The 20,942-nt window shown below is 59.3% G+C and carries 20 protein-coding genes; 12 read left to right on the forward strand and 8 right to left on the reverse strand.

Translation table 11 applies throughout. The features are described 5' to 3' along the window. Positions 1-58: 58 nt before the first annotated feature. The 6 genes from ACR0I8_RS19230 (at position 59) to ACR0I8_RS19255 (ending at position 5,042) form a co-directional block, all read left to right on the forward strand. Positions 59-166, forward strand: a complete 108-nt coding sequence (locus tag ACR0I8_RS19230; RefSeq protein ID WP_170379772.1) for an isopropylmalate isomerase — start codon at positions 59-61, stop codon at positions 164-166. A 43-nt stretch (positions 167-209) separates the two neighbouring features. Then, positions 210-1,613 carry a 3-isopropylmalate dehydratase large subunit gene (gene leuC, locus ACR0I8_RS19235; protein WP_170692387.1) on the forward strand — a complete coding sequence of 468 codons (1,404 nt, stop codon included), beginning with the start codon at positions 210-212 and terminating at the stop codon, positions 1,611-1,613. 37 nt (positions 1,614-1,650) lie between these two features. Further along, positions 1,651-2,205 carry an HdeD family acid-resistance protein gene (locus tag ACR0I8_RS19240; protein WP_170379776.1) on the forward strand — a complete coding sequence of 185 codons (555 nt, stop codon included), beginning with the start codon at positions 1,651-1,653 and terminating at the stop codon, positions 2,203-2,205. A gap of 42 nt (positions 2,206-2,247) precedes the next feature. After that, entirely contained in the window at positions 2,248-2,853 is a 606-nt protein-coding gene (leuD, locus tag ACR0I8_RS19245) for a 3-isopropylmalate dehydratase small subunit (RefSeq protein WP_170472726.1), read from the forward strand. 333 nt (positions 2,854-3,186) lie between these two features. Next, the gene (locus ACR0I8_RS19250; protein ID WP_170555195.1) at positions 3,187-4,017 is read left to right on the forward strand and encodes a hypothetical protein; all 831 of its coding nucleotides are present in this window, start codon (positions 3,187-3,189) and stop codon (positions 4,015-4,017) included. Further along, positions 4,014-5,042 carry an endonuclease/exonuclease/phosphatase family protein gene (locus tag ACR0I8_RS19255; RefSeq protein ID WP_170692389.1) on the forward strand — a complete coding sequence of 343 codons (1,029 nt, stop codon included), beginning with the start codon at positions 4,014-4,016 and terminating at the stop codon, positions 5,040-5,042. Before ACR0I8_RS19250 ends, ACR0I8_RS19255 begins: the two co-directional genes overlap by 4 nt. A gap of 3 nt (positions 5,043-5,045) precedes the next feature. On the opposite strand, the gene ACR0I8_RS19260 is transcribed toward ACR0I8_RS19255, so the two are convergent. Further along, positions 5,046-5,573, reverse strand: coding sequence for a redoxin domain-containing protein (locus ACR0I8_RS19260; protein WP_170692392.1), 528 nt, complete (start codon positions 5,571-5,573; stop codon positions 5,046-5,048). A 91-nt stretch (positions 5,574-5,664) separates the two neighbouring features. Here ACR0I8_RS19260 and leuB point away from each other — a divergent pair, with 91 nt between their 5' ends. Further along, positions 5,665-6,768 carry a 3-isopropylmalate dehydrogenase gene (gene leuB, locus ACR0I8_RS19265; protein WP_170692395.1) on the forward strand — a complete coding sequence of 368 codons (1,104 nt, stop codon included), beginning with the start codon at positions 5,665-5,667 and terminating at the stop codon, positions 6,766-6,768. A gap of 73 nt (positions 6,769-6,841) precedes the next feature. Here leuB and ACR0I8_RS19270 read toward each other — a convergent pair whose 3' ends face one another. After that, positions 6,842-9,028 (reverse strand): PBP1A family penicillin-binding protein, encoded by a 2,187-nt coding sequence (locus ACR0I8_RS19270; RefSeq protein ID WP_170692398.1) that lies wholly within the window; start codon positions 9,026-9,028, stop codon positions 6,842-6,844. A gap of 260 nt (positions 9,029-9,288) precedes the next feature. Here ACR0I8_RS19270 and ACR0I8_RS19275 point away from each other — a divergent pair, with 260 nt between their 5' ends. The 3 genes from ACR0I8_RS19275 (at position 9,289) to ACR0I8_RS19285 (ending at position 11,498) form a co-directional block, all read left to right on the forward strand. Then, positions 9,289-9,627 carry a P-II family nitrogen regulator gene (locus ACR0I8_RS19275; RefSeq protein WP_170379789.1) on the forward strand — a complete coding sequence of 113 codons (339 nt, stop codon included), beginning with the start codon at positions 9,289-9,291 and terminating at the stop codon, positions 9,625-9,627. 34 nt (positions 9,628-9,661) lie between these two features. After that, entirely contained in the window at positions 9,662-10,975 is a 1,314-nt protein-coding gene (locus tag ACR0I8_RS19280) for an ammonium transporter (protein WP_170692401.1), read from the forward strand. 157 nt (positions 10,976-11,132) lie between these two features. Further along, a complete protein-coding gene (locus ACR0I8_RS19285; protein WP_170692404.1) occupies positions 11,133-11,498 on the forward strand; it encodes a SpoIIAA family protein in 366 nt (121 codons plus the stop codon). 56 nt (positions 11,499-11,554) lie between these two features. On the opposite strand, the gene ACR0I8_RS19290 is transcribed toward ACR0I8_RS19285, so the two are convergent. The 4 genes from ACR0I8_RS19290 to ACR0I8_RS19305 all read right to left on the reverse strand — a co-directional run bounded on the left by ACR0I8_RS19290 (position 11,555) and on the right by ACR0I8_RS19305 (position 14,515). Continuing rightward, complete coding sequence (locus ACR0I8_RS19290; protein WP_170661721.1) at positions 11,555-12,739, reverse strand: amino acid aminotransferase; 1,185 nt, start codon at positions 12,737-12,739, stop codon at positions 11,555-11,557. Next, positions 12,739-13,593 (reverse strand): 3-mercaptopyruvate sulfurtransferase, encoded by an 855-nt coding sequence (sseA, locus tag ACR0I8_RS19295; protein ID WP_170692407.1) that lies wholly within the window; start codon positions 13,591-13,593, stop codon positions 12,739-12,741. The genes ACR0I8_RS19290 and sseA overlap by 1 nt, the downstream gene beginning before the upstream one ends. Positions 13,594-13,663: 70 nt before the next feature. Beyond that, positions 13,664-13,936, reverse strand: a complete 273-nt coding sequence (locus tag ACR0I8_RS19300) for a CBU_0592 family membrane protein (protein WP_170379799.1) — start codon at positions 13,934-13,936, stop codon at positions 13,664-13,666. A 24-nt stretch (positions 13,937-13,960) separates the two neighbouring features. Beyond that, positions 13,961-14,515, reverse strand: a complete 555-nt coding sequence (locus ACR0I8_RS19305; RefSeq protein WP_170379801.1) for a helix-turn-helix domain-containing protein — start codon at positions 14,513-14,515, stop codon at positions 13,961-13,963. A gap of 106 nt (positions 14,516-14,621) precedes the next feature. On the opposite strand from ACR0I8_RS19305, the gene ilvD reads away from it, so the two are divergent. Then, entirely contained in the window at positions 14,622-16,454 is a 1,833-nt protein-coding gene (gene ilvD / locus ACR0I8_RS19310) for a dihydroxy-acid dehydratase (protein WP_170661719.1), read from the forward strand. A 411-nt stretch (positions 16,455-16,865) separates the two neighbouring features. Here ilvD and ACR0I8_RS19315 read toward each other — a convergent pair whose 3' ends face one another. Continuing rightward, positions 16,866-17,684 carry a sulfotransferase family protein gene (locus ACR0I8_RS19315; RefSeq protein ID WP_170692414.1) on the reverse strand — a complete coding sequence of 273 codons (819 nt, stop codon included), beginning with the start codon at positions 17,682-17,684 and terminating at the stop codon, positions 16,866-16,868. Positions 17,685-17,825: 141 nt separating this feature from the next. Between ACR0I8_RS19315 and ACR0I8_RS19320 the strand changes: the two genes are divergently transcribed. Continuing rightward, positions 17,826-19,403, forward strand: coding sequence for a DUF5928 domain-containing protein (locus tag ACR0I8_RS19320; RefSeq protein ID WP_170692417.1), 1,578 nt, complete (start codon positions 17,826-17,828; stop codon positions 19,401-19,403). Positions 19,404-19,439: 36 nt separating this feature from the next. Here ACR0I8_RS19320 and amaB read toward each other — a convergent pair whose 3' ends face one another. Then, complete coding sequence (gene amaB, locus ACR0I8_RS19325) at positions 19,440-20,936, reverse strand: L-piperidine-6-carboxylate dehydrogenase (protein WP_170692420.1); 1,497 nt, start codon at positions 20,934-20,936, stop codon at positions 19,440-19,442. Between the last annotated feature and the right edge of the window lie 6 nt (positions 20,937-20,942).

Raw genomic sequence — 20,942 nt, forward strand, 5'->3', positions numbered from 1 at the left:
ATCTGGGGGCCTTACAAGACCTTGATAGACTCGGCCAGTGTCTATATCTGACCGGAATATGAGACTCAATGTAGCCCAACAGCAGAATCTGGAAGACCGCGCGCGGTTGCGCGAACGGTTCTATGGGGCTGCCCGCACGGTTCTGGCCCGCCTATCGGCGGCCTAAGCCACCTCGCCAGCTATTTCTCATTACATACGGGAGAGGACCGATGTCCCCCAAAACACTCTATGACAAGATCTGGGATGCCCATGTCGCGCATGAAGCCGATGATGGCACCTGCCTGCTTTATATCGACCGCCACCTGGTTCACGAAGTGACCAGCCCGCAGGCGTTCGAAGGCCTGCGCATGGCAGGCCGCAAGGTACGCGCACCGGAAAAGACGATTGCCGTGCCGGACCACAACGTTCCGACCACTCCGGATCGTGTGAACGGGATCGAAAACCCCGAATCGCGCATTCAGGTCGAGGCTCTGGACAAGAACGCCAAGGACTTTGGCATTCACTACTACCCGGTGCATGACGTCCGTCAGGGCATCGTCCACATCGTAGGCCCAGAACAAGGCTGGACCCTGCCCGGCATGACCGTTGTCTGCGGCGACAGCCACACCGCCACCCACGGCGCGTTTGGCGCTCTGGCTCACGGCATCGGGACGTCTGAGGTTGAGCACGTTCTGGCCACCCAGACCCTGATCCAGAAGAAGTCCAAGAACATGAAGGTCGAGATCACCGGCAAATTGCAGCCGGGCGTGACCGCCAAGGACATCACTCTGGCCGTGATCGGTGAGACCGGCACTGCTGGCGGCACCGGGTATGTCATCGAATATTGCGGCGAAGCGATCCGCGATCTGTCGATGGAAGGCCGTATGACCGTCTGCAACATGGCGATCGAAGGTGGCGCGCGCGCAGGCTTGATCGCGCCGGACGAAACCACCTTTGAATATGTCAAAGGCCGCCCGCATGCCCCGAAAGGCGCTCAGTGGGAAGCGGCGCTGAACTGGTGGAAAACGCTCTACACCGACGAAGGTGCGCATTTCGACAAGGTCATAACGCTGCGCGGTGAAGATATCGCGCCGGTCGTTACCTGGGGCACCAGCCCTGAGGATGTGCTGCCGATCACCGCAACCGTCCCGCACCCTGAGGACTTTGAAGGCGGCAAAGTCGACGCGGCCCGCCGTTCGATCGAGTACATGGGTCTGGAAGCCGGTCAGAAGCTGAGCGATGTCGAGGTCGACACCGTCTTTATCGGCTCCTGCACCAATGGTCGTATCGAAGATCTGCGCGCCGCAGCGGAAATCCTGAAGGGCAAGAAAATCAAGGACGGTATGCGCGCCATGGTCGTGCCGGGTTCAGGCCTTGTCCGCGCTCAGGCCGAAGAAGAAGGCCTTGCCGAAATCTTCAAAGAGGCCGGTTTCGAATGGCGTCTGGCAGGATGCTCAATGTGTCTGGCGATGAACCCCGACCAGCTGCAACCTGGCGAGCGTTGTGCCGCGACTTCGAACCGCAATTTCGAAGGCCGTCAGGGGCGTGGTGGGCGGACTCACTTGCTGAGCCCGGCAATGGCTGCCGCTGCGGCAATCACAGGACGGCTGACAGACGTCCGTGAATTGATGTAAGGTCCCCTCATATCTAGATATTTGAGGGATTGAACAAATGAGTGACTGGATCAAATGGCTCCTGCTGGGGCTCCTATCCATAGCGTTCGGTATCTTTGTGCTGGGCGCACCTGTCGTGGCATCTGTCGCCGTGACGGTGGTAACCGGCGTGTTGCTACTGATCTCGGGCGTGCTGCAGGTTGTTGGCGGCTTCACAGTTGAAGGCGTTGGCAACAAAATCCTGTCACTCATCATGGGTGCGGTCATGCTGTTTCTGGGCTGGTCCTTTCTGGATCACCCGCTGCAGGGCACGCTGACGCTGGCGACCGTTATGCTGATCCTGTTCATGGCAGGCGGCATCGCGCGGATCATTCTGTCGTTCCAGATGAAAGGAACGCAGTTTTTCTGGCCCACGATGATCTCAGGCATCTTGTCGATCGTCCTCGCAGGCATCATCTGGAGCTATGTCGGGCAGCAACCGCAGGCCCTGCTGAGCATTTTGGGGATCTTCCTGGGCATCGAGATGCTGTTTAACGGGTTCGGATTGGTCTTCATGGCGTTCTTCGTCAAGAACGCACCCAAAGACGAAACAACTGAAGCGAAAGAAGCTTAAACGCGAGGCACGGGCGCGGCCCTACCCCGCAGGAGTGTAGACATGGAAAAGTTTGACAAAGTCCACGGGGTGGCCGCCCCAATGCCGCTGATCAATATCGACACCGATATGATCATCCCCAAAGTTCACCTGAAGACTATCAAACGGTCCGGCCTTGGCGTCGTTCTGTTTGACGAGATGCGCTATCACGATGATGGGCAGGAGAATGAAGAATTCGTTCTGAACAAACCCGCCTACCGTGAGGCGGAGATTTTGGTGGCCGGGGACAATTTCGGCTGCGGTTCGTCGCGGGAACATGCACCTTGGGCGATCAAGGATTTCGGCATCAAAGTCGTGATCTCGACCAGCTTCGCCGACATCTTCTTCAACAACTGCTTCAAGAATGGCATCCTGCCCATTGTGGTCGAAGAAGAGCATCACGCGGTTCTGATGGATGACGCACACAAGGGCGAGAACGCCCGCATGACCGTGCATTTGGAAGATCAGAAGATCACCACCTCAGACGGTGTTGAGATCACCTTCGACATCGACCCGCACCGCAAGCACTGCCTGCTGAACGGTCTGGACGATATCGGCCTGACGATGGAAAAAGACCATCACATCGACAAGTTCGAGGATCACGCCGGGCAGGCCCGCCCCTGGGTGTGATTCTGGGGACGAATCTGTTGATACTCAACCTAACGGAGTCGCCAAGGCGGCTCCGTTCGCATTCTTGGGGTTGAAAATCCGAGAACCACAACATGTAGATCTCAAATTGAGATACACGTCGGATTTGCGTCGAAATTGATGCAATCCCGCACCAGTTGCGCCATCATTTTGCCCGAAATCACGTGTTATCTGCACCCTGGCTTGAGCGAATTACCGCTTATCGTCCATGTTGGGCCGAAAGAGGTATCCGTCATAAAACGCAGGCGACGGGCGCAAGTTGGAATGAAGCCGACATAGAATTGGCTGGTTCCGGTTTGAAAAAGGGTTCGGATAGTGATTGCACGCACGACAGGGGCGGCGATACGTGGGATTTTGGTCGCCGTTATGGTGTTGACCCCCGCGTTGTACCTGCCAGTTTCATCGACGAACGGGACCGAGGTCATTGTCTTCCTCGCGATCCTCGCGTTCATCCTGACCTTTGCCGAATATAACTCGGCCTTCCCCAGCTTTATCGAATTCCGTGATGCGCCGCCGGTGAACCGTTTGCGGTTCGTTGGCCTGATGTCGATGGTCACGTTCCTGACGCTGATCTGCAAAAACGCCTATGCGCCGACTGAAATGACCCGCTTTTCCTACGCGATGGGCTTGTCCGTCGCGAATGTAGTCGATTTTCCCTATTCGCCAGTTCGGTTGATCGTTTTGATGCTGCCCGCAGACGCTGCCCAGCCGCTGGTTGAGCTTGTGCGTGTCGCTGCCAGCATCGCCTACATGGCCGCATTGGTGACCATCGCAAGCTTCGCCTATGCTGTGAAACTGCGCGGCTGGCCGACCGGAAACGGCGCGTTCAATGTGTGGACGAACCTGCCTCTGTTCGACCCGACCAAGGGCGGTGACGTGGTAACACGCCTGCAGCGCGATGGGCGCCTGAACATCTGCATTGGCATCCTTTTGCCCTTCCTGATCCCGGCAGTGATGAAACTGCTGACAAATATCTTGCTCCCGATCTCGCTGAGCAACCCTCAGACCCTGATCTGGACCATGTGCGCTTGGGCCTTCCTGCCCGCAAGCATGATCATGCGCGGTATGGCGACCCTGCGAATTGCCGGGCTGATCGTCGAAAAACGCCGCGCCTATTCCACGACCGAGTCCACTCAGACCGCATGATCCGTGCCCTGATCCTGCTGATGCTGCCTCTGGCCGCACAGGCAGAGACCGTGCGCGTTGCCACCTATAACACCGAACTCAGCCGCAAAGGCCCCGGGTTGCTGCTGCGCGATATTCAGCGAGATGACGAACAGGTTCAGGCCGTTGTTGATGTCCTTGTAAGGGTCCAGCCAGACATTCTGGCGTTGCAGGGGATCGACTGGGATATGGATGTTGGGGCGTTGACCGCTTTGGCCGATGCGCTGCGCGCGGCGGGGCTGGATTATCCACATCATTTTGCCGCGCAGCCCAATACCGGGATAGACAGCGGTCTGGATCTGGACGGAGACGGACGCACTCAAGGGCCGGGCGACTCACAGGGCTGGGGTTTGTTCACGGGTCATGGCGGGCTGGCCGTTCTGTCCCGATACGAGATCGCACAGGACGAGGCACAGGATTTCGCGTCCCTGTTGTGGTCAGAACTGCCGGGGGCTGAACTGCCGGTCGTGAATGGCGCGCCCTACCCCTCAGCACAGGCGCAGGCGGCGCAGAGGCTGTCCTCCACCGGGCATTGGGTGGTTCCCGTCAACACGCCATTTGGGCCCTTGAATCTGATGACCTTTCACGCCACTCCGCCGGTCTTCGACGGGCCAGAGGACCGCAACGGCCTGCGCAATAGCGAAGAGATCCGGTTCTGGTCCCTTCTTCTGGACGGTCAACTTGGTCCCATCCCGGATGGCCCCTTTGTGATCGCGGGCGACGCCAATCTGGACCCCGGCAAGAGCGACGGACGCGCCGAGACAATCGCCGCGCTTCTCTCCGACCCACTTCTGCAGGACCCCCAGCCCAAGACCGCGGAGGGCGACGTGGCAACTGTGAACTGGAAAGCCGTAGGAGAGCTGAGGGTGGACTTTGTCCTGCCTTCAGCTGACCTGCAGGTTGTTAACTCGGGTGTGTTCTGGCCCAATCCTGAGGACCCGATGCGCGAGATCGCCCAGCGCGCCAGCCGTCACCGGCTGGTGTGGGTCGATGTCTCGCTGCCATAAGGCCTAGAGCGGGCCGGTATAGGTACCACGCGCTGGATAGTTGTTGCCGAGGGTGAACTTCAGACCGCCAACAATATCCGCCATCGCCGGACGTCCAAATGGCGTTGTCTGCTGCCACGCGTAGTACAGCGTCCGGTCCGTAGCGATGAAGAAATGCCCCGGCTCGGCAAAGAAGGCGGGCTCGGCGCTGCCTTCACGCGCGGTTGAGATGTTCAGACCCCAATCCTCACGCGCGGCGGCCAGCGGCAGGCTGTGACCGACACTCAGGCGCGATACACCGGCCTTTTCAGCGGCCTCGGCCGCGCGGTCGGCGGTATCTGTGGTGATCATGATGACCTCGACGCCCAGCGCGGCAAAATCATCCAGCGCCGCTTCGACCTCGGTCATCTGCTTGATGCAGATCGGGCAATGCAGGCCGCGATACTGGATCACCAGCGTTCCGTTTTCGCCTTTGTCGGCCTCAAGATCGAACACCCCGTGCCCGACTGTTTCAATTTTTAGGCCTGGGACGGGATTTCCCGGTATCAACATGTATTTTCCTCGTGATTCATCCGGATCGTCTCATTGACCCGGTGCGGCGCAGACGCTAGGCCCTTTGCGACAAAACGCAAGGAGACTGTCGATGTCCAACCCCTCGCTCCTCATCCTGCCCGGAGACGGAATTGGCCCGGAAGTTATGGCCGAAGTGCGCAGAATCATCTCTTGGTTCGACACCAATCGCGGCCTTCACTTTGACGTGAGCGAGGATCTGGTCGGCGGTGCGGCCTATGACGCCCATGGCAAACCCCTGTCGGATGAGACCATGGCCAAAGCCCAAGAGGTAGACGCGGTTCTGCTGGGCGCTGTTGGAGGCCCGAAATACGACGATCTGGACTTCAGCCTGAAGCCCGAACGCGGCTTGCTGCGTTTGCGCAAGGAGATGGATCTCTATTCCAACCTGCGCCCGGCGCAGTGCTTTGACGCGCTGGCGGATTTCTCATCGCTGAAAACCGATGTTGTGGCCGGTCTAGATATCATGATCGTGCGCGAGCTGACCTCGGGCATCTATTTCGGCGAGCCGCGCGGCATCTTCGAAGAAGGCAATGAGCGTGTGGGCGTCAACACCCAGCGCTATACCGAATCTGAGATCGAACGCGCTGCGCGCTCGGCCTTTGAACTGGCGATGCGCCGGAACAAGAAGCTGTGCTCGATGGAAAAAGCCAATGTTATGGAATCGGGCATTCTGTGGCGCGAAGTGGTGAACGAGGTCGCCAAGGATTACCCCGAGGTCGAAGTCACCCACATGTATGCCGACAATGGTGCGATGCAGCTGGTGCGCGCGCCCAAACAGTTCGACGTGATCGTGACTGACAACCTGTTCGGCGACATCCTGTCGGATTGCGCCGCAATGCTGACCGGATCGCTGGGCATGCTGCCGTCGGCCTCCTTGGGTGCCCCGATGGAGAATGGTCGTCCCAAGGCGATGTATGAGCCGGTCCACGGTTCGGCCCCGGATATCGCGGGTGAAGGCAAAGCCAACCCGATCGCATGTATCCTCAGCTTTGCCATGGCGCTGCGCTACAGCTTTGATCAGGGGGCCGAGGCCGACCGTCTGGAAGCCGCGATCGAGAAAGTGCTGGCCGACGGCGTTCGCACCGCAGACCTGCTGGCCGATGAAGGCGTGACCCCGGTTTCGACCTCGGAAATGGGCAATGCAATCCTGGCCGCGCTGGACGCCAGCGTCTGATCCTCAATCCGTTTGAATTGAAAAAGGCGGCACCCGGTGTGCCGCCTTTTTTTAATGCTTGGACCGAGACACGCTAGTTCCCTCCGAAGATATCCCGGATCAGGTTGTTGATGGCGCGTTCAAACCCTCCGCCCTGTTTGCGGCGGGGTTGAGGTTGCGCGACCTGCACAGGCGGCTCTGGCGCGATCATCGGCAGAGGCGTGGGCGTCATCCCTTCGGTCACGCGCAGCATGGTCTCTTTCCAGATCTCAGCCGGCAGCCCGCCTCCAGTGACGCCAGACAGCGGCGTGTTGTCGTCGTACCCCATCCAGACACCGGCCACGTAGTCGGCAGTGAACCCGATGAACCACGCATCCCGCGCCGCCTGTGTTGTTCCGGTCTTGCCTGCCACCTGCCACCCCGGCAGCTGGGCGCGGCCACCTGTGCCCTCGGACACGACGCGCTCCATCATCCAGATCAGTTCCTTGGCGGCTTTGTCATTGATCACCCGCTCACCAATCCCTGTAGTCGTCACCATCACCGGGGTTTCATCGCCCAGCAGCTTCAACTCGGTCAGGCCGTAGGGTTCAACCGACGAGCCGCCGTTCAGAATACCCGCATAAGCACCCGTCATCTCGATCAGCGTGCTCTCTGAGGCGCCCAGCGCCAGCGCGGGGCCTTGCGCCAGATCGCTGGCGATCCCGAAACCGGTGGCTACCGTACGCACATTGTCGAGGCCCGAAATCTCGGCCACTTTCACCGCCGGGATGTTCAGAGAGTTCTTGAGTGCATCCGCCAGCGTGACCTGCCCGTAGTATTTGTTGGTGTAGTTCTTGGGGCACCATTGACCCGATCCGGGGATGTTCACGCAGTAGGGCTCATCCATCACCGTGTCATAGGGCGAATACCCAAGCTCCAACGCGGTAGCATAGACAAAAGGCTTGAACGACGACCCGGTCTGCCGCAGCGCCTGTGTCGCACGGTTGAACGCGCCCGAAACGCGGGTCTTGCGGCCACCGACCATGGCGCGCACCGCCCCATCTGCCGACATCACGACAATCGCGGCCTGCGCTTTGGATCCTTCCCGGACCTTCTCCTGAAAGATGAACTGCAGCGCCTCTTCCGCCGAGGTCTGGATGCGCGGATCCAATGTTGTACGGATCACCACATCCTCGGTGGTGTTACGGGTGAAGAACTCTGGCCCGCTGGCCATGACCCAATCGGCGAAATAACCGCCTGCACGCGCGGCGGCGGCCTCGGAGAGTTGCGCAGGACGGGCACGCGCTTCACTGGCCTGTGCGCCGGACAGGTATCCCTGCGCCTCCATAAGCCCAACCACAAGTCGCGCGCGATCCTGCGAGCGTTGCAGGTTGTTCGTCGGCGCATAGCGCGATGGGGCCACCAGAAGACCGGCCAGCATCGCGGCTTCTGCCGGAGAGACCTCGGCCGCAGATTTTCCGAAATAGCGCTGGCTGGCCGCTTCGAACCCACGTGCGCCAGCCCCCAGGAATGCGCGGTTCAGGTAGATCGTCAGGATTTCGTCCTTGGAGTATTTCACCTCCATCGCCAGGGCATAAATCGCCTCTTTGCCCTTGCGCCAGAGCGAGCCCTGACGGCAATCCGCCTCATAAGCGGCCTCCGACTCCCACGCGGCAGGGTCGTAAGGTACGCCCAGACACAGCAGCTTGGCCGTCTGCTGCGTGATTGTCGAGCCGCCATGGCCCGAGAGCGGACCGCGCCCTTCGCTCAGGTTGATGCGAACCGCGCTGGCCACACCGCGCGGGCTGACGCCGAAATGGCGGTAGAACCGTTTATCCTCGGTCGCGATGACGGCGTTCTTGAGGTGGGGTGAAACGGTATCGGCGGTGATCACCCCGCCAAACTGGTCCCCGCGCCAGGCAAAGACCTTGCCATCGCGGTCCAACATCGTGACCGAGCCGCGTGCGCGACCATCCAGCAAGGCATCGACATCGGGCAGCGAGGTATAGACCACGCCCACCGCCAGCGCGATCAGCATGGCGACCACGGCCCCAACGCGCCATGTCACGCCCCAGACCAGCCTCCAGATCCAACGAAACAGACGACGGAAAAAACCACCACCATTGCCGCCCGACCGCTTTCGCGTTTTCTTCCGTGCCGTCTTGCGGGTCGCGGTTTTTCGGGCGGCCGACTTCTTGCCCGCAGGCTTGGCAGCCCGCTTGGTCGTCGAAGGTTTGCGCGCCTTCGAAGGGTATCTTTTATCCGCGACCAGTGTCGGTTTGCGGCGCTTGGACTCAGACATGCTCAAACTCTGCCCGTTTATGCTTTTGCCTCACCATACCCTGACGTCCCGCCCATGTTGAGGTCCGATTTTCCGGAACTGCCCTTCCCATTTTAGCCTATTTTTTAATCAACAAGCACTATTTGTGCAAAAATTGTGCAATATTGCGTCATTTTAAGTCGGTTTCACGTCGGGGAATCGTTCCTTAACGCCCCGACACGCGCTCTTTTTCTGCACGTGCAAACAAGCCGGCCCGATCCGGAGTAGTAGAGGGGACAGACGTGAAACTGATCATTGCGACAATCAAGCCGTTCAAGCTCGAGGAGGTGCGCGAGGCACTGACCGAAGCGGGCGTACGCGGCATGATGGTGACCGAAATCAAGGGCTTCGGCTCGCAATCCGGTCACACCGAAATCTACCGTGGCGCGGAATACGCCGTGAACTTCGTACCCAAGATCAAGCTTGAGATCGTGGTACCTGCAACGATGGCCGATCAGATCGTTGAGACCATCACCAACACAGCCAAGACCGGCAAGATCGGTGACGGCAAGATTTTCGTCCTCGATGTCGAGCAGGCCATGCGCGTGCGGACTGGGGAAACGAACGAAGAGGCGCTGTAAGGCGCCCACACTCACTATCATTCGAGGACTGACTATGAACCTGATGAAATCTCTCATCCCTGCTGCCGCGATTGTCGCGCTGCCGCAGATGGGTCTGGCGCAAGAGGCTGCCGCCGAAGGCGAAGCTGCGCTGCACACCCAGTATATCTTCACCACCCTGCTGTTCCTGATGGCGGGCTTCCTGGTCTTCTTCATGGCGGCAGGCTTTGCCATGCTGGAAGGCGGTCTGGTGCGTTCCAAGAACGTGGCCATGCAGATGATCAAGAACGTGGCGCTGTTCTCCATCGCCGCAATCATGTACTGGCTGGTTGGCTTCAACACGATGTACCCGGGCGATTTCAACGGCTTCTTTGCCATTGGTGGCCCAACCGTGCTTGACCCGGTTGGTGTTGACCCTGCCGAGGCTGCTTTGGACTATGCCTCGATCGGGTCGGACTTCTTCTTCCAGCTGGTCTTTGTGGCTGCAACCGCGTCCATCGTGTCGGGTGCCGTGGCCGAGCGGATCAAGCTGTTCCCCTTTCTGGTCTTCGTAGTCGTGCTGACCGGTATCCTGTACCCGATCTCGGGCTCCTGGCAGTGGGGCGGCGGCTGGTTGTCTGAAGCTGGCTTCTCGGATTTCGCTGGTTCGACCGTCGTACACTCGGTCGGTGGCTGGGCAGCCCTGGCAGGCGTGATCGTTCTGGGCCCACGTATCGGCAAGTACAAGGACGGCAAAGTGCATCCGATGCCCGGTTCGAACCTTGCGCTGGCAACTTTGGGTACGTTCATCCTGTGGCTGGGTTGGTTCGGCTTCAACGGCGGCTCGCAGCTGGCGATGGGCACCGTGGGCGATGTAACGGACGTGTCGCGTATCTTCGCCAACACCAACATGGCAGCTGCATCCGGTGCCGTAACCGCGCTGATCCTGACCCAACTGCTGTACAAAAAGCCTGACCTGACCATGGTGCTGAACGGCGCGCTGGCCGGTCTGGTATCGATCACCGCTGAACCTCTGGCCCCGACCCTGTTCGGCGCACTGTGGATCGGTGCAGTTGGCGGTATCATCGTGGTCTTCACTGTCCCTATGCTGGACAAATTCAAGCTGGACGATGTTGTTGGCGCAATTCCGGTTCACCTGTTCGCAGGTATCTGGGGCACCATCGCCGTCATCTTCTACGGCGAGGCGTCCCTGGGCACCCAGTTGCTGGGTATCGCGGCCTACGGTGTGTTCACCTTTGTTGGCGCACTGATCCTGTGGACCATCCTGAAAGCCATCGTTGGCATCCGCGTCAGCGAAGAGGACGAGATCAACGGCCTCGACATGGCAGAGCTGGGTATGGAAGCTTACCCCGAGTTCTCGAAAGGGTAAGTGCCGCCTACAACACCTTTGAAATGGCTCGGCGCAATGCCGGGCCATTTTGCTTTTGGTTGATCCCTTGCACCCTCAACTCTGGTATATGGCTGAACACTGGACACAGCCGACCAATCAACGGTCGCAAAGACGTACATCAGATCGGGAGAGAGTTATGTACAAGGTGCTGGACCAAAGCGAGGGCAATATCCTCGGCCTAGAAATTGCCGGCAAAATCGACATCACGCAGGAACGTGAGTTGATCGAAAAAGCCGAAAACATACTAAAAGATCACGCCAAGATCAGCGTGCTCGTGGTCGTTGACAAAGGGGTCTCTGCCACATTTGAGGCCGCAATGACTGATCTGAAATGGATCATCAAGAATATGAAAAAACTTGGTAAGCTGGCGATTGTCGCTGACAGCGTGTTCTTGGGTCACCTGGTCGAGATCGACGCGAAATTTGCCGCCATGCTCGATATCGGTGAAAAGCACTTTACCACCGACGAACTTGATAAAGCCTGGGCTTGGATCAAGTCCTGACCGCCAAAGCAAGAAAGCCGCGAATTTCGCGGCTTTCTTGTTTTCCAAAGGGTGGCTTAGCAGCCCACATCCACGATCGCTTTTGCCAAAATAGGCACTGTGTTTGCGTTCAGACCGGCGATGTTCAGGCGGCTGTCGCCGACCATGTAGATCCCGTGGTCCGCACGCAGTTTCTCGACCAGCTCAGGTGCTGCACCCAGACGTGAGAACATACCGCGGTGTTGGGCGACAAAGCTGAACCGATCCGACCCGGTCAGGCGCTGAAGCTCATCCGCCAGTTGCTGACGCAGGCCCAGCATGGACAGGCGGACTTCTTCCAACTCGGCCTGCCAATCGGCACGCAAGGCGTCATCGGTCAGGATCGTGGTTACAACGCGCGCGCCGTGATCCGGCGGGAACGAGTAGTTCTGGCGATTCAGGAAGGCCAACGTCGATTGGTTCAGCGAGGTCTGCGCCGCGTCATCGCTGATCGCCATCAGAAGGCCGGTACGTTCACGGTACACGCCGAAGTTCTTCGAGCAGGACGCCGCGATCAGGCAGCGCTTGACCGACGATGCCACCAGACGGGTGGCCTGCGCGTCTTCCTCAAGACCGTCACCGAAACCCTGATAGGCGATGTCGATCATCGCCACGAGGCCCAGTTCGTTGATCAGGTTCACAACCTCTTGCCACTGCATCAGGTTCAGGTTCGCGCCGGTGGGGTTGTGGCAGCAACCATGCAGCAGAACCACGTCGCCCGCCTTGGCAGTTTTCAGGTCCTCGATCATGCCATCGAAATCGACGCCACGGGTTTCGCCGTCGAAGTAGCGATACTGGACAGTCTCCATGCCCAGATAATTCAGGATCGACAGGTGGTTCGGCCATGTCGGGTTCGACACGAATACGCGGGCCTCGGGGTTGGCCATGCGGATCATCTCGAACGCCTGACGGCAGGCACCGGTGCCACCCGGGGTCGCAACGGCGGCAATATTAGCGCGCGGTACTGCGTCGCCGAGGATCAGGCCGATCATCGCATCGGCATAGGCCGGATCACCTGCCAGACCGGTATAGGCTTTGGTCTCCTGCTCTTCGAGAATGCGCTTTTCGGCGGCCTTGACGGCGCGCATCACCGGGGTCACGCCCTCGGCATTCTTGTAGACGCCGACGCCCAGATCAATCTTCTGGTCGCGCGGGTCTTCACGGTACATCTGCATCAGCGCCAGGATCTTGTCGGCTGGCTGCGGCTTGAGGTTCTCGAACATCAGTTCTCTCCGGTTGCGACAGGCAGGGTTGGGAAGGCGCCCCATTCGGCCCATGACCCGTCATAAAGCGAGTGGTCTTTTTTGCCCATGCGCTCCAGCGCAAGGCTGAGGATCGCTGCTGTCACGCCCGACCCACAGGAGGTGATCGCGGGTTTAGACAGATCCACGCCTGCGGCCTCGAATACGGCGCGGCAATCCTCGGGCGATTTCATCGTGCCGTTCTTGTTCAGCAATTGGCCGAAGGGCACGTTGCGCGATCCCGGGATGTGGCCCGAGCGCAGACCTTCGCGCGGCTCGGCCTCGGTGCCCGCGAAACGGGGGGCAGAGCGGGCGTCGATAATCTCATGATCGGCCAGCTTGGCGGCCGCCGAGACCTGGGTCACATCCCGCACCAGATGGTTCTGCACCCGCACCGTCATATGGCGATCCCGGATAACGGGTGGCAGGTCTTCGACTTCGCACCCCTCGGCCTGCCATTTCGGTAGACCACCATCAAGAACGGCGACATTCTCTTGCCCCATCAGCCGGAACAGCCACCAGACACGCGCGGCCGACATCAGCCCGGCCCCGTCATAGACTACCACCTGATGACCATCGCCCACTCCCATAGCGCGCAGGCGCGACATGAATTTCTCGACCGGTGGGGCCATATGCGGCAGGTCCGAACGGTGGTCTGAAATGTCATCGATATCGAAGAACCGGGCGCCGGGGATATGTGCCGCGTCATATTCCGCCTTGGCATCACGGTTCTGCGCAGGCAGGTACCACGATCCATCCAGGATTCGCAGATCCGGGTCCTTCAGATGGGCGGCAAGCCAGTCGGTAGAAACGAGGGTTTTGGGATCGTCTTGCATCAAAGCCTCCCCTTTGCGCGGTTGGGTTTTCCCTATACGCGCAAAGGGCCGTATTCAAGCCGGGTTAGCGCTATTCCGCGCGCCGTTTCAGCCGGAAATACTGAATTATCCCGATCACGCTGATGACAATCCAAAACCCCTCGATCAGCATCGAGGCCAGATTGAAGTTATGCAGCAGAGAGTAGGCGATCAGCACCGACCCCAGCAGATTGATCACCGGAAAGGCCAGATCGTCGGAATTCATCATCCGCATCTGCGTTGCAAAATAGGCCGCGACCACGACAAGTGCGCCAGCTGATCCCACGGCATCCACGATAGTCAGGCTGTTCAGCACGTCCGTCATTGCAAATTATCCTGAAAGGCCGGGCTACCCGACCGAGGCCAACTCGGCCGGTTGAAAATAGTGATGCATGTTCAGAAAGGCTGCCCCATCTGGCCCAGCGCGATAGCCATGCGGCAGATCGGCGGCAAAGCGCAGTCCCTCACCGGCTTTGAGGGCGACCCATTTGCCATCCTGCAAAACTTCAAGCGCGCCATTCAGCACAAAGACCTCCTCGGTCACCCCGGCGGCGTGGGCCGGGGATTCGTGGCTTTGATTGGCGGCCAGTTCGACATGGAAGGTCTCGGCCCCAAGGGCGGGATCAAAGGGAAAGACGATCTTGACCTGAATGCTGCCCGGAAAGGTCACGGTCCGGAACACGCCCTGCGCACGCGCGTCCGAAGTCCCGATCAGGGCGCTCAGTGGAACCTGAAATCCCTTGGCGATTTTCCACAGGGTCGCGATTGTGGGGCTTGATTCGCCACGCTCGATCTGGCCCAGCATGGCTTTGCTGACACCCGTCAACTCGGCCACTTTGGACAGGCTGAGGCCCGACGCCGCCCGCACTTCTTTTAGTTTCAGCGTAATTTCGTCCGATTCCATATCCGCGCCCAACGATTTGTCTTGTGCGTTATAACGCACATGTGGTACGTGCGCTATAACGTACGCACCCCGCATATCGCAACCGGGGCAAAAGGGAAACAGCATCATGCCAATGTACCGATCCAGAACTTCTACCCATGGCCGCAACATGGCCGGTGCGCGCGGCTTGTGGCGCGCCACCGGTATGCAGGATGACGATTTCGGCAAACCGATCATCGCCATCGTCAACTCGTTCACCCAATTCGTGCCCGGCCACGTTCACCTGAAAGACCTGGGCCAGATGGTTGCGCGCGAGGTTGAGGCCGCTGGCGGCGTCGCCAAAGAGTTCAACACCATCGCGGTAGATGACGGCATCGCCATGGGCCATGACGGCATGCTTTATTCGCTGCCCTCGCGCGAGGTGATCGCGGATTCGGTCGAATACATGGTCAACGCGCACTGTGCCGACGCGATGGTCTGCATCTCGAACTGCGACAAGATCACCCCCGGCATGCTGATGGCCGCGATGCGCCTGAACATCCCTGCGATCTTCGTCTCGGGCGGTCCGATGGAGGCCGGCAAGATCGACATCGCCGATCTGGACGTGAAGAAGATCGACTTGGTCGACGCGATGGTTGCCGCAGCGGATGACAAGTACACCGACGAACAGGTCAAACATATCGAGGAAAACGCCTGCCCCACCTGTGGCTCCTGCTCGGGCATGTTCACCGCGAACTCGATGAACTGTCTGGCTGAGGCGCTGGGTCTGGCCCTGCCGGGCAATGGCTCGACTCTGGCAACCCATTCAGACCGCAAAGAGCTGTTCCTTGAAGCCGGTCGCCGCATCGTCGAGATCACCAAACGGCACTACGATCTGGACGAGAAGGGCTTCCTGCCCCGCGAAATCGCCACCTTTGATGCGTTCGAGAACGCGATGTCGCTGGATATCGCCATGGGTGGATCGACCAACACCGTTCTGCACCTGCTGGCCATTGCCTATGAGGGCGGCGTCGATTTCAACATGTCCGACATGGACCGCCTCAGCCGCAATGTGCCGTGTCTGTGCAAGGTCGCGCCCAACACCGAGAACGTGCATATGGAGGACGTCCACCGCGCAGGCGGCATCTTCTCGATCCTCGGAGAGTTGAGCCGCGCCGGGCTTCTGCACGAAGACTGCAGCACCGTGCATTCAGCTACCATGGGCGAGGCGATTGCCAATTGGGACATCAAGGTTGCCAACAACCCGAAGGCGCAAGAGCTGTTCAAAGCGGCCCCCGGCGGGGTCCGCACCACGCAAGCCTTCAGCCAGTCAAACCGTTACAAAGCGCTGGACACCGACCGCGAAGGTGGCGTCATCCGCTCCAAGGAGCACGCCTTCAGTCAGGACGGTGGTCTTGCGGTTCTGTTCGGAAATATCGCCCGTGACGGTTGTATAGTGAAAACCGCGGGTGTGGATGAGAACATCCTCAAATTCACCGGTACGGCCTATGTCTGCGAAAGCCAGGATCAGGCGGTCAGCGACATCCTGACCGGCAAGGTGAAAGAGGGCGATGTGGTGGTTATCCGCTATGAAGGTCCGCGCGGCGGGCCGGGCATGCAGGAGATGCTGTACCCGACCTCGTACCTAAAATCCAAAGGTCTGGGCAAAGCATGCGCCCTGTTGACTGACGGTCGTTTCTCGGGCGGCACATCGGGCCTGTCGATTGGTCACGTCTCGCCTGAGGCGGCTGAAGGTGGCGTCATCGGCTTGGTGCAGACCGGCGACAAGATCGAAATCGACATCCCTGCCCGCTCGATCCATCTGTCGGTCTCGGATGAGGATCTGGCCGAACGGCGCAAGGTTCAGGACGAAAAAGGCTGGGCCCCAGCAGCGCCGCGCAAACGCAAAGTGTCCACTGCGCTGAAGGCTTATGCAAAGCTGACCACTAGCGCAGCAAAGGGAGCCGTGCGAGAGCTGTAACGCCTTCGGGAGCGAAACCCAAAGGCCCCACCCGCCCAGCGGATGGGGCCTTTTTTTGGGGCGGATGGAGCAATCCTACTGTCGGACTGTCCTCTTCGGTACACACTCATGCGACCGACACGTCTTGAGGCCCATCCATACTACAGAAACTGGCCGTCAGTTCATCGCCCACGAACGGAACGTCGAGGGACCCCCGACTCCCATTTAGCTGGGAATCGATACCTCACCGACCAATGGCACAATCCCAAACGCTCCCGCGCCCGATCCGTGCCATCGGCTACGCCGATACTCCGTTTTCGGACTTGGGCCCGGCGCCACGCAAAGCGTAGCGCCGGGCCCAACCAGAGGAGATGTCTCCTAAGAGACATTGACGATGGGCGGGAGCATTCCCTTGCCTCAAATCAGCCAGGGTTACGATCCGAGTTTCGCGTGGATTTCATCCAAGTCGATCTCACCCACCGGCATCTTGTTTGCCGGGTTCTCGAAATCGTATTTGAACAGCTCGAAATCCTGTTTGTAGATCTCATAGACCAGATGCATCGAAAGATCGTCGAAATAGTCCTCGACAGGGTGAGCGCGCTTGGGCCCGTGGCCTTCGGATTCATTGAACCTTGGGATCTCAGATAGGGTCACGGGATGCGCGGTCTCGATATGGTTCAAAACATCCTGCATTCCGTCGTTGAACTTCTCAGTCCAGAAAATGTTGTCATAGCGCCCGCCATTAACCACAAAGGTCGACACATGCCCCGACATGGCCGACCAGTGGATATCCGGGTCCATCGGCCTGCGCCACCGGATCGTATCCCGCGCAAACAGAAGGAAGCGGCGGAAACTGGCGATCTGGTCGAACTCACCCTTTCCATCGTCGCCGCCAACCTCGATACCGTAGTTATAAACCAGCGTCGGCACCAGCTTGCCTCGGTACCGCTTGCCGTTGCGCTGAATACCGCAGATCTTGTCGAAGAAAGAGCTGAGGATCCGCGTATAGGGATTGCGCACACAGGTGAACGCATAAGACCCGTGATTGCGCACATTAGCCGAGATCGTGCCCTGGCTGTGGTCAAAGGCCCATTTATGCATCCCGTCCTTGGCATCATGAATGTCGCCATCAAAAAACCGGCCATGATCGGAATAATACATGATCTGGCCAATGGTCGAGCAGGCACATTTCGGCACAACACGGTACACCATGCTTTCGCTTTCGGTCATCCAGGTGCCGGGGAACCCCATCTGCTATGCCTCCTCAAAATATCGGAACTTGTTACGCGCAAGTCGTTTTACAAGCAAAGAACCAAAACTATTCGGTTTATTCAATCGCTCATCCTCAGTATCACGAGTGCAAGCGGGCAGAAACGGAAATAGCGGACCAACATGGCGAAGATTGCCTACATATTGCTGTGTCACAAAGACCCCGACGCGATCATCGCGCAGGCTGAGCAATTGACCGCCGTCGGCGATTTTATGGCAATTCATTTCGATGCACGGGTCAAGGCATCGGACTATGATCGCATCCGCACCGCCCTGAAGGACAATCCGAACGTCGCCTTCGCCGCCAAACGCATCAAATGCGGTTGGGGTGAGTGGTCTTTGGTGCAGGCCACCCTACACGCCTTGCAAGCAGCCGAAAGCGCCTTTCCCCGTGCCACGCATTTCTACATGTTGTCGGGCGATTGCATGGCCATCAAAACGGCAGAATACGCCCATAACTTTCTGGACGAACACGACACGGATTTCATCGAAAGCCACGACTTTTTCGCTAGCAACTGGATCAAGACCGGCATGAAAGAAGACCGGCTGATCTACCGCCATTACTTCAACGAACGCACGCAGCCCAAGCGGTTCTATACCTCATACGAGTTGCAGAAGCGCTTCAACGTCACGCGCGACATCCCAGATGATATCCAGGTGATGATCGGCAGCCAGTGGTGGTGCCTGCGCCGCCGCACGGTCGAGATGATTTTGGATTTCCTGAAACAGCGGCGCGATGTGGTCCGGTTCTTCTCCTCTACCTGGATCCCGGACGAGACCTTCTTTCAGACGCTGGTCCGTCACCTGATCCCGAAGGACGAAATCGAAAACCGCACGCTAACCTTCCTGATGTTCTCGGACTACGGCATGCCGGTGAGTTTCTACAACGATCACTACGACATGTTGTTGGGGCAGAATTACCTATTCGCCCGCAAGATCAGCCCCGAAGCGCATGAGCTGAAAGAGCGTCTCGGGACGCTCTACGCCAGCACCGGTGTCGAGTTCCCGATCTCGGATGAGGGGCGCAACCTCTATGCCTTTCTGGCCGGGCGTGGTCGTGTAGGCCGCCGCTTCGGTCAGCGGTTCTGGGAGGCCGGGAATACGCTGGGCCCGGAGCGAGAGCTGTTTCTGATCGTCTGCAAAAAGTGGCACGTGGCAAAGCGGCTCGTGGATCAGATCGCCTCGGTCACCGACATCCCCTGCGTCGAATATCTGTTCAACGAGCAGGACACTCCGCTGCCGGATCTGGGCGGGATCGAGACGACTCTGACCAAACGCTCGCGCCACAGGCGGGCTGTTGTGCGCATGCTGTTTGATCATTTCGGATCGAACCAACTGGCGCTTTGCCTCGATCCAGCCAATCTGGACGCCATTCAGGATTTCTGCGGAGACGCCGCCAAGACCCATGTGTTGGAAATCGAGTGTCAGTATTCCGATGACTACCTGATCGGCCATGCGCGCCGGGTTGGCTTAGCAGGTGAAAACAGCCCATCCGAGACTGTTGCGCGCCTGTTGCCCACCTTGCGCAATGATCTGGCACACGAGTCCGAGGAAATCCGCAAGGCTGGAATTGATGGCTATCTGCGCCTGCGCGAAACATCGGATCGGGCCAAGAATGAGGCCGCAATCACCAAGTTCCTTGGGGTAAAAACCGAGACAGCCCAATCCATCATGCAACTGGACTACCTGTTTTCAGATTGATGGCCCGGCGGCGTGACTCCGCCGCCGGACGGGCGTTCAGATGTCGAACTTCACACCCTGCGCCAGCGGCAGCTCTGCCGAATAGTTCACCGTGTTGGTCTGACGGCGCATATAGGCCTTCCACGCGTCCGAGCCGCTTTCGCGCCCGCCGCCGGTTTCTTTTTCACCACCGAAAGCGCCACCGATCTCGGCGCCGGACGGGCCAATATTGACGTTCGCGATACCGCAATCCGATCCGGCGGCTGTCAGGAACTGCTCGGCCTCGCGCATGTTCAGGGTGAAGACGCACGAGGACAGACCCTGCGGCACACCGTTCTGAATCTCGATGGCATCGTCAAAATCGTCATAGCCCATAACGTAGAGGATCGGCGCGAAGGTTTCCGTTTTCACCATTGCTGTCTGGCCGGGCATTTCAACGATGGCAGGCTCCATATAGACACCGCCCGGAACGCCGTCGGTGACGCGCTTTCCACCAAAGACCACGCCGCCTTCGGCTTCAGCCGCCTTCAGCGCCGCTGTCATCGCCGCGCCTGAGGCCTCATCGACAAGCGGGCCGATCAAAGTACCCTCAGCCATCGGATCTCCAATGGGCAATCCGGCATAGGCTTTCTTCAGACGCGCGACCAACTCATCCTTGATAGAGTTATGGACGATCAGGCGGCGCAGTGTCGTGCAGCGCTGACCCGCCGTCCCGACCGCCGAGAAGACAATCGCCCGCACCGCCATTTCCAGATCGGCCGACGGGCCGACAATCATCGCATTGTTCCCGCCAAGCTCCAAAATGCACTTGCCGAACCGCGCCGCCACAATCGGCGCAACCGCGCGGCCCATACGCGTCGAGCCGGTGGCCGAAATCACTGGCACGTCTTCGCTGGCTACCAGAGCTTCACCCAGAGCAGCGCCGCCAATCAGCGTTTGCAGCAGATTGTCGGGCGCATCCCCGAACCGGGCCAGCGCGCGTTCAAAGATCTTCTGGCAGGCCATCGCGGTCAGAGGCGTCTTCTCAGACGGTTTCCAGATCACCGGATCGCCGCAGACAAGCGCCAGCGCCGCATTCCACGACCAGACCGCAACCGGGAAATTGAAGGCCGAGATCACGCCAACCGGACCTGCCGGGTGCCAAGTCTCCATCATCCGGTGGCCGGGACGTTCCGAGGCGATGGTCAGACCGTAAAGCTGCCGCGACAGGCCGACGGCGAAATCGCAGATATCAATCATCTCCTGCACTTCGCCCAAGCCTTCCGAGGTGATCTTGCCCGCCTCCCAACTGACCAAGGCGCCCAGGTCGTCCTTGGCGGCGCGCAATTCCTCACCCAGCAGACGGATCAGTTCCCCTCGCCGCGGGGCGGGCACGGTGCGCCACGCTTTGAAGGCGGTTTTGGCATTGGTCAGGATCGCCTCCATTTCAGAGGCCGGTGTTTCGTGCACGTCGGCCAGAGTGCGCCCGTCGATCGGAGACCGTACCGCCAACGTACCGCCTGTCAGCTCTGCTGCGGTCAGATCGAGGTTTGCCAGAGTGGTTTCTGCAGTCATCACAAC

It is taken from the genome of Ruegeria sp. BG9 (genome assembly GCF_056538305.1).

Excerpts from the sequence above, each read along its gene's own strand:
- ACR0I8_RS19230 (WP_170379772.1), top strand. The coding sequence starts at position 59 with ATGAGACTCAATGTAGCCCAACAGCAGAATCTGGAAGACCGCGCGCGG.
- leuC (WP_170692387.1), top strand. The coding sequence starts at position 210 with ATGTCCCCCAAAACACTCTATGACAAGATCTGGGATGCCCATGTCGCG.
- ACR0I8_RS19240 (WP_170379776.1), top strand. The coding sequence starts at position 1,651 with ATGAGTGACTGGATCAAATGGCTCCTGCTGGGGCTCCTATCCATAGCG.
- leuD (WP_170472726.1), top strand. The coding sequence starts at position 2,248 with ATGGAAAAGTTTGACAAAGTCCACGGGGTGGCCGCCCCAATGCCGCTG.
- ACR0I8_RS19255 (WP_170692389.1), top strand. The coding sequence starts at position 4,014 with ATGATCCGTGCCCTGATCCTGCTGATGCTGCCTCTGGCCGCACAGGCA.
- ACR0I8_RS19260 (WP_170692392.1), bottom strand. The coding sequence starts at position 5,573 with ATGTTGATACCGGGAAATCCCGTCCCAGGCCTAAAAATTGAAACAGTC.
- leuB (WP_170692395.1), top strand. The coding sequence starts at position 5,665 with ATGTCCAACCCCTCGCTCCTCATCCTGCCCGGAGACGGAATTGGCCCG.
- ACR0I8_RS19270 (WP_170692398.1), bottom strand. The coding sequence starts at position 9,028 with ATGTCTGAGTCCAAGCGCCGCAAACCGACACTGGTCGCGGATAAAAGA.
- ACR0I8_RS19280 (WP_170692401.1), top strand. The coding sequence starts at position 9,662 with ATGAACCTGATGAAATCTCTCATCCCTGCTGCCGCGATTGTCGCGCTG.
- ACR0I8_RS19285 (WP_170692404.1), top strand. The coding sequence starts at position 11,133 with ATGTACAAGGTGCTGGACCAAAGCGAGGGCAATATCCTCGGCCTAGAA.
- ACR0I8_RS19290 (WP_170661721.1), bottom strand. The coding sequence starts at position 12,739 with ATGTTCGAGAACCTCAAGCCGCAGCCAGCCGACAAGATCCTGGCGCTG.
- sseA (WP_170692407.1), bottom strand. The coding sequence starts at position 13,593 with ATGCAAGACGATCCCAAAACCCTCGTTTCTACCGACTGGCTTGCCGCC.
- ACR0I8_RS19300 (WP_170379799.1), bottom strand. The coding sequence starts at position 13,936 with ATGACGGACGTGCTGAACAGCCTGACTATCGTGGATGCCGTGGGATCA.
- ACR0I8_RS19305 (WP_170379801.1), bottom strand. The coding sequence starts at position 14,515 with ATGGAATCGGACGAAATTACGCTGAAACTAAAAGAAGTGCGGGCGGCG.
- ilvD (WP_170661719.1), top strand. The coding sequence starts at position 14,622 with ATGCCAATGTACCGATCCAGAACTTCTACCCATGGCCGCAACATGGCC.
- ACR0I8_RS19315 (WP_170692414.1), bottom strand. The coding sequence starts at position 17,684 with ATGGGGTTCCCCGGCACCTGGATGACCGAAAGCGAAAGCATGGTGTAC.
- ACR0I8_RS19320 (WP_170692417.1), top strand. The coding sequence starts at position 17,826 with ATGGCGAAGATTGCCTACATATTGCTGTGTCACAAAGACCCCGACGCG.
- amaB (WP_170692420.1), bottom strand. The coding sequence starts at position 20,936 with ATGACTGCAGAAACCACTCTGGCAAACCTCGATCTGACCGCAGCAGAG.